The sequence below is a fragment of the Herpetosiphonaceae bacterium genome (assembly GCA_036374795.1).
GTDB lineage: Bacteria > Chloroflexota > Chloroflexia > Chloroflexales > Kallotenuaceae > LB3-1.
In genome coordinates, this window is the sequence record DASUTC010000165.1 from 1 (window position 1) to 6,972 (window position 6,972).

Annotated in this window: 1 protein-coding gene; it reads left to right on the plus strand. The window is 66.9% G+C overall.

Features of this window, described 5'->3' with window-relative positions:
• Positions 1-6,972 (plus strand): amino acid adenylation domain-containing protein (locus VFZ66_11860; GenBank protein ID HEX6289883.1); only part of this gene is annotated, 6,972 nt, incomplete at both ends.

The following is a 6,972-nucleotide window of genomic DNA, read 5'->3' on the forward strand; positions in this document are numbered from 1 at the left end:
GATCAGCAGGTCAAGCTGCGGGGCTATCGCATCGAGCTGGGCGAGATCGAGGCCGTGCTGCGCCAGCATGAGGCCGTGCGCGACGCGGTGGTGCTGCTGCGCGAGGAGCGCGGCGACACGCGGCTGGTGGCGTATGTGGTCGAGCAAAGCACCACAGAACCAAGCACCACGGACCCGGTGAGCGCGGACCTCCGCCCCTATCTGCACGATCGATTGCCCGCCTACATGGTGCCGAGCGCGTTCGTCTTCCTCGCCGCGCTGCCGCTGACGCCCAACGGCAAGGTCGATCGCCGCGCGCTGCCGCCGCCGGAGGATAGGCGGGAAGCGCGCGGCGTCGCGCCGCGCACGACGGTGGAGGTCGCGCTGGCGGAGATCTGGGCGGCGGTGCTGGGCGTGGCCGAGGTGCGCGTGGGCGACTCGTTCTTTGCGCTGGGCGGGCACTCGCTGCTGGCGACGCACCTGCTGGCGCGGGTGCGCGCGCAGTTCGGGGTGGCGGTGGCGCTGCGGACGCTGTTTGAAGGGCCGACGCTGGCGGCGCTGGCGGAGGCGATCACGCAGGCGCAGGCGGATGCGGTGCCGCCGATCGCGCCGGTGGCGCACGCGGGACCGCTGGCGCTGTCGTTCGCGCAGCAGCGCCTCTGGTTCCTCGATCAGTTGCAGCCCGGCAGCGCGGCCTATGTCATCCCGATCGCGCTCCACCTGAACGGCGTGCTCGATCTGGCCGCGCTTGAGGCCAGCCTCAACGACATCGTACAGCGCCACGCGACCTTACGTACGACATTCGCGCAGGTTCAGGATCAGCCCGTGCAGGTCATCGCGCCGACGCTGCGGCTGGAGCTGACGCTGGTCGATCTGCAAGCGCTGCCGGAGCCGGAGCGCTCCGCAGAGGCACGGCGTATCTCGATGACCGAGGCGCGCACACCCTTCGATCTTCAGCGCGGGCCGCTCGTCCGTGCCACGCTGCTGCGATTGTCTGAGCAGGAGCACCGCCTGCTGCTGACGTTCCATCACATCATCACCGATGGCTGGTCGATGGGCGTGCTGATCCGCGAATGCGCCGCGTGCTATGCCGCCAGAATCACGGGCCAGGCCGCCGCACTGCCCGATCTGCCGATCCAGTATGCCGACTACACGGTCTGGCAGCGAGGCTGGATGCAGGGCGCCGTGCTCGAAGGGCAGCTTGGCTACTGGCGGCAGCAGCTTGCTGGGATCTCGCCGCTTGAGCTACCGACCGATCGGCCACGTCCCGCGACGCCGACCTACCAGGGCGCGCGAGAAATGCTAGCCCTGAGTCCGGCCCTGAGCACGGCGCTGCAAGCGCTGAGCCAGCAGTTTGGCGCGACGCTCTTCATGGCGCTGCTGGCGGCGTTCCAGACCTTGCTGCATCGCTACAGCGGCCAGCGCGAGATCGTCGTGGGCACGCCGATCGCCAATCGGACGCACGGCGAGACTCAGGGGCTGATCGGCTTTTTTGCCAACACGCTTGTGCTGCGGACGGATCTGGCGGGCGATCCGAGCTTTGCAGAGGCGCTGCGCTGGGTGCGCAATGTGGCGCTAGAGGCCTATGCCCATCAGGACGTGCCCTTCGAGATGCTGGTCGAGGCGCTTCAGCCGGAGCGCGACATGACCCGACAGCCATTCTTCCAGGTGCTGTTCGTGCTCCAAAATCTCCCGATGCCGGCGCTCCATCTGCCAAACATGACGATCACGCCGGTCGACGTCGACAACGGCACTGCGAAATTTGATCTCTCGCTGACGATAACTCCGACCGAGCAGGGCCTTTCCGCGCTGCTGGAGTACAGCACCGATCTGTTCGACGCCGCGACGATCCGGCGGATGCTGGGTCACTTCGAGGTGCTGCTGGCGGGCGCGGTCGCACAGCCGGAGCAGCCACTCGGCGCGCTTCCGCTGCTCACAAGCCACGAGCGGCACCTGCTGCTCGGGGCGTGGAACGCGACGACTCTGGACTATCCCCAGGATCGAAGCATCCAGCAGTTGTTCGAGGCGCAGGCCGATCGCACGCCGGATCTGAGCGCGCTGATCTTCGACGATGTCGAGCTTACCTACCGCGAGCTGAATGGGCGGGCCAATCAGCTCGCGCATCACCTGCGGGCGCTTGGCGTTGGCCGCGCAGGCCGCGAGGTCTATGTCGGCCTCTGCTTCCAGCGATCAGTCGATCAAATTGTTGCGGCGCTCGGCGTGCTCAAGGCGGGCGGCGCGTATGTGCCGCTCGATCCGGCCTATCCCAGGGAGCGGCTGCGCCTGATGCTGGAAGACGCGGGTGTCTCGCTGATTCTGACCCATGAGCGGCTGCGCAGGGCGCTGCCTGACGGTGCGGCGCGGGTACTCTGCCTGGACGCCGCATGGGAGCGGATCGAGCAGGAGCCTGCGATAAACCTGCCGGGCTCGGTGCTGCTCGATGGCGTCGTGTACATCACCTTTACCTCAGGCTCGACCGGCAGGCCGAAAGGTATTGCGATGGTGCAGCGCGCGCTGCTCAACCTGCTCCACTGGCAGCGGCGGCATAACATGCTGCCTCCGGGCGCGCGGACGCTACAATTCGCCTCGCTGAGCTTCGACGTGTCCTTTCAGGATATGTTTAGCACCTGGCTGTCGGGCGGGACGGTCGTCGGGATTGCCGAGGAGACGCGCCGGGATCTGGCGGATCTGGCGCGCGTGCTGCGCGACCAATCGATTCAGCGCATGTTCATTCCTGCCGTCGCGCTGCAACAGGTCGCCGAGGGCTATCGTCCGGCGGAGCATGGCCCGCTTCCGCTGCGGCAGATCATCGCAGGCTCCGAGCAGCTCAACCTGACGCCCGCTATTACCGCGCTGCTCGCGCAGCATCCCGGCTGCACGTTACATAACGAGTACGGCCCATCCGAGACGCACGTGGTCACGGCGTATGCCCTGCCTCGGTCGCCAGCGAACTGGCCGAAGCGTCCGCCGGTCGGTCGTCCGATCGACAACACCAGCATCTATCTGCTCGATCGGCGGATGCAGCCGGTGCCGATCGGCATTCCCGGCGAGCTGTACATCGGCGGGGTTGGCCTGGCGCGTGGCTACTCTGGCCGTCCCGATCTCACGGCTGAGCGCTTCATTCCCGATCCGTTTGCGCAAGGAGCAGCGGCGATGCAGGGCGCGCGCATGTATCGCACGGGCGATCTGGCGCGCTATCTCGCGGACGGTAACATCGAGTACCTGGGGCGGATCGATCAGCAGGTCAAGCTGCGAGGCTTTCGCGTCGAGCCGGGCGAGATCGAGGCCGCGCTCGCGCGCCATGAGGCTGTGCGCGAGTGTGTGGTGCTGGCGCGGGAAGATCATCCGGGCGAAAAGCGGCTGGTAGCGTACGTTGTAGAACAACGGAACAAAGAACAACGGAACAAAGAAGAGCACAAGAACCCTGACTCTTGTTCTTTGTTCTCTGTTCTTTGTTCTCCCCAGGAACTGCGCCAGTTCCTGGGGGCATTCCTGCCCGACTACATGATCCCCAGCGCGTTTGTTTTCCTGGATCGGCTGCCGCTCAACGTCAACGGCAAGATCGATCGCAAGGCGCTGCCAGCGCCGGATGTGCAGCCCGCCGATATGAGCGTGCCCTACGCTGCGCCTCGGACCCCGATCGAGGAGCTGGTCGCGGCGATCTGGGCGCAGGTGCTTCGCGTCGGGCGCGTCGGGCGGCATGATCGCTTCTTTGAGCTGGGCGGTCACTCGCTGCTGGCGACGCAGCTCGTCTCGCGGCTGCGCGACACCTTCCGCGTTGAGCTGCCGCTGCGGACGCTGTTTGAAGCGCCGACCGTGGCTGAGCTTGCCGCGCGGATCGAGGCGGCGCGCGAGACGGCGCACGCTATCCAGATGTCGCCGATCACGCGGATCGATCGAGACAGGCCGCTGCCGCTGTCGTTCGCCCAGCAGCGCCTGTGGTTTCTGGATCGACTGGAGCCGGAGAGCGCGGCCTATGTCATCGCTTCGGTCGTGCGGCTGCGCGGGCGGCTGGACCTGACGGCCCTTGAGCGCAGCGTGCAGGCGATCATCGCGCGGCACGAGATGCTCCGTACGACCTTCGTCCAGGGGCACGGTTTGGCCGACGATCAGCGCGCGCAGGTGATCGCATCCTCGGTCGACGTGCCGCTGACGCGAGTCGATCTCCAGGGATTGTCCGCGCAGGCAGCGCAGGAGGCGGTCGAGCGGTGGATTCGGCAGGCGGCGGAGCAGCCCTTCGATCTCCAGCGCGGCCCGCTGCTGCGGATGACGGTATTCGAGATGGCTGATCGGGAGCATGTGCTCGCGCTGCTGGCGCACCACATCATCACCGATGGCTGGTCGATGGGCGTCTTGATCGGAGAGACGGCGACGCTCTACCAGGCGTACGTCGGCGGATCGTCCGAGCCAGCGGAGCAGCTTCTACCGCCGCTGACGATCCAGTACGTCGACTATGCGCAGTGGCAGCGGCAATGGATGCAAGGCGCGCTGCTGGAAGAGCACCTGGCCTACTGGAAACGCCAGCTCGTCGATGTACCCGTCCTCGATCTGCCCACCGACCGCCCGCGTCCGCCCGTGCAGACCACACGCGGCGGGCGGCTGTCGCTGCGGCTGCCGCAGGAGGTGAGCGCGGAGCTGTCGGCGCTCAGTCGGCGCGAGGGCGTGACGCTCTTTATGACGCTGCTGGCGGCGTTCGCTGTGCTGCTGCATCGCTACAGCGACCAGGACGAGATCATCGTCGGCACGCCGATCGCTGGCCGTACTCGCAGCGAGATCGAAGGCGTGATCGGCCTCTTCGTCAATACGCTGGTGCTGCGCGCCGATCTGTCGGGCAATCCATCGTTCCGTGAGCTGCTGATGCGCGTGCGCGAGGTCTGTCTGGGCGCGTATGCCCATCAACATCTGCCCTTCGAGCAGCTCGTCGACACGATCCAGCCGGAGCGCGATCTCAGCCGTAATCCGCTGTTCCAGGTGATGTTCATCCTCCAGAACACGCCGCTGCCGACGCTTGAGCTACCGGATCTGGTCTTCGAGCCGCTGGAGATCGATACCGGCACGGCCATGTTCGACCTGACACTGGCGATGGTCGAGGCCGACGAGGGGCTGTCTGCGTCGTTCGAGTACAACACCGATCTGTTCGATGCCGCGATGATTGCGCGCATGGCGGCGCAGTTCCAGGCCGTGCTGGAGCGTGTGGTGGTCGCGCCGGAGCAAGCGCTGATCGACCTGCCGATCCCGAACGATGCCGAGCGCGATCTGCTGCGGCTTTGGAGCGTCACGGCGCGCGCGGCGGAGGGTGTGGCCTGCGTGCATACGCTGGTCGAGGCGCAGGCGGAGCGCACGCCGCAGGCGCTCGCGCTTGTCGATGAGCACATGGCGCTGACCTATCAGGAGTTGAACCGGCGCGCGAATCAGGTGGCGCATCGTCTCCGGTCACTGGGCGCTGGCCCCGACGCGCGGGTCGCTATCTGCATGGAGCGCTCGCCGGAGCTGATTGTGGGGCTGCTCGGCATTCTCAAGGCCGGTGGCGCGTACGTGCCGCTCGATCCGGCCTATCCCGCCGCCCGTCTGGCCTGGATGCTGGAAGATGCGCGGGCGAGCCTGGTGCTCACGCAGCCGAATCTCCGCGCGCTGCTGCCAGCGCCATCGGTCCACGTCGAGTGCTTCGACGCAACCTGGAGCGCGATCGACGGGGAGTGCGGGCTAAATTTGTCGTCGGATGTCACGCCCGACAATCTTGCATACATCATCTACACGTCGGGATCAACGGGCACGCCGAAGGGCGTTATGGTCGAGCACCGGTCCGCGGCGGCGTACACGCAGGCAGCGCAGCGCGAGTACGCGCCTGGCCCAGACGATCGCGTGCTGCAATTCGCGTCAATCAGCTTCGATGCGAGCGCCGAGGAGATCTACCCCTGTTTGGCGTCCGGCGCGACTCTGGTGCTGCGTACCGATGCGATGCTGCAATCATTCGCGGCCTTTGTGCAGGCGTGTACGACGTTGCGCCTGACCGTCCTTGATCTGCCGACCGCCTACTGGCATGAGCTGGTCGCCAGCCTTGAATCGGAGGCGCTGGCGCTCCCTTCAAACGTGCGGCTGGTAATCATCGGCGGTGAGGCCGCGCTCCCAGAGCGGCTTGCAGCCTGGCATCGGCTGGTTGGAGCACGGGCGCGGCTGGTGAACACGTACGGCCCCACCGAAACGACGATCGTCGCAACCCAGCACGATCTCACGCTGGCCGATCGGGAGTCCATCGTGCCGATTGGTAGGCCCGTTCGCAACGCTCAGACCTACATCCTGAATCGACAGATGCGGCTGTCGCCGATCGGTGTGCCTGGCGAGCTGTACATCGGCGGCGCGGGCGTGGCGCGTGGCTACTGGCAGCGTCCCGACCTGACCGCCGAGCGCTTCATCCCCGATCCGTTCAGCGGAACGGTGGGCGCGCGGCTCTACAAAACCGGCGATCTGGCGCGCTGGCTGCCCGACGGCACGATCGCGTTTGTCGGTCGCCGCGACGAGCAGGTGAAGATTCGGGGCTTCCGCATCGAGCTGGGCGAGATCGAGGCTGTGCTGCGCCAGCATGAGGCCGTGCGTGAGGCGGTTGTGCTGGCGAGCGAGGAGCGCGGCTATAAGCGGCTGGTAGCGTACGTGGTAGCACACCAGAACCCGGAACAACGGAATACGGGAACACCGGAACACGGGCCGCGCGCAGCGAGGGCCGGGGGTGCGGGCCTCACCGCAGAACTCCGCGCGTTCCTGGCGGCGCGGCTGCCCGACTACATGGTGCCCTCGGCGTTCGTCGTGCTCGACGCGCTGCCACTCACGCCCAACGGCAAACTCGATCGCCGCGCGCTGCCCGCGCCCGACGCGACCCGCTCCCACGCCCCGACCGCGCTGGTCGCGCCGCGCACGCACGTCGAGGAGGCATTAGCGCAGATCTGGGCGGCGGTGCTGCGCGTGGCACAGGTGGGCCGCGACGATGACTTCTTTGCC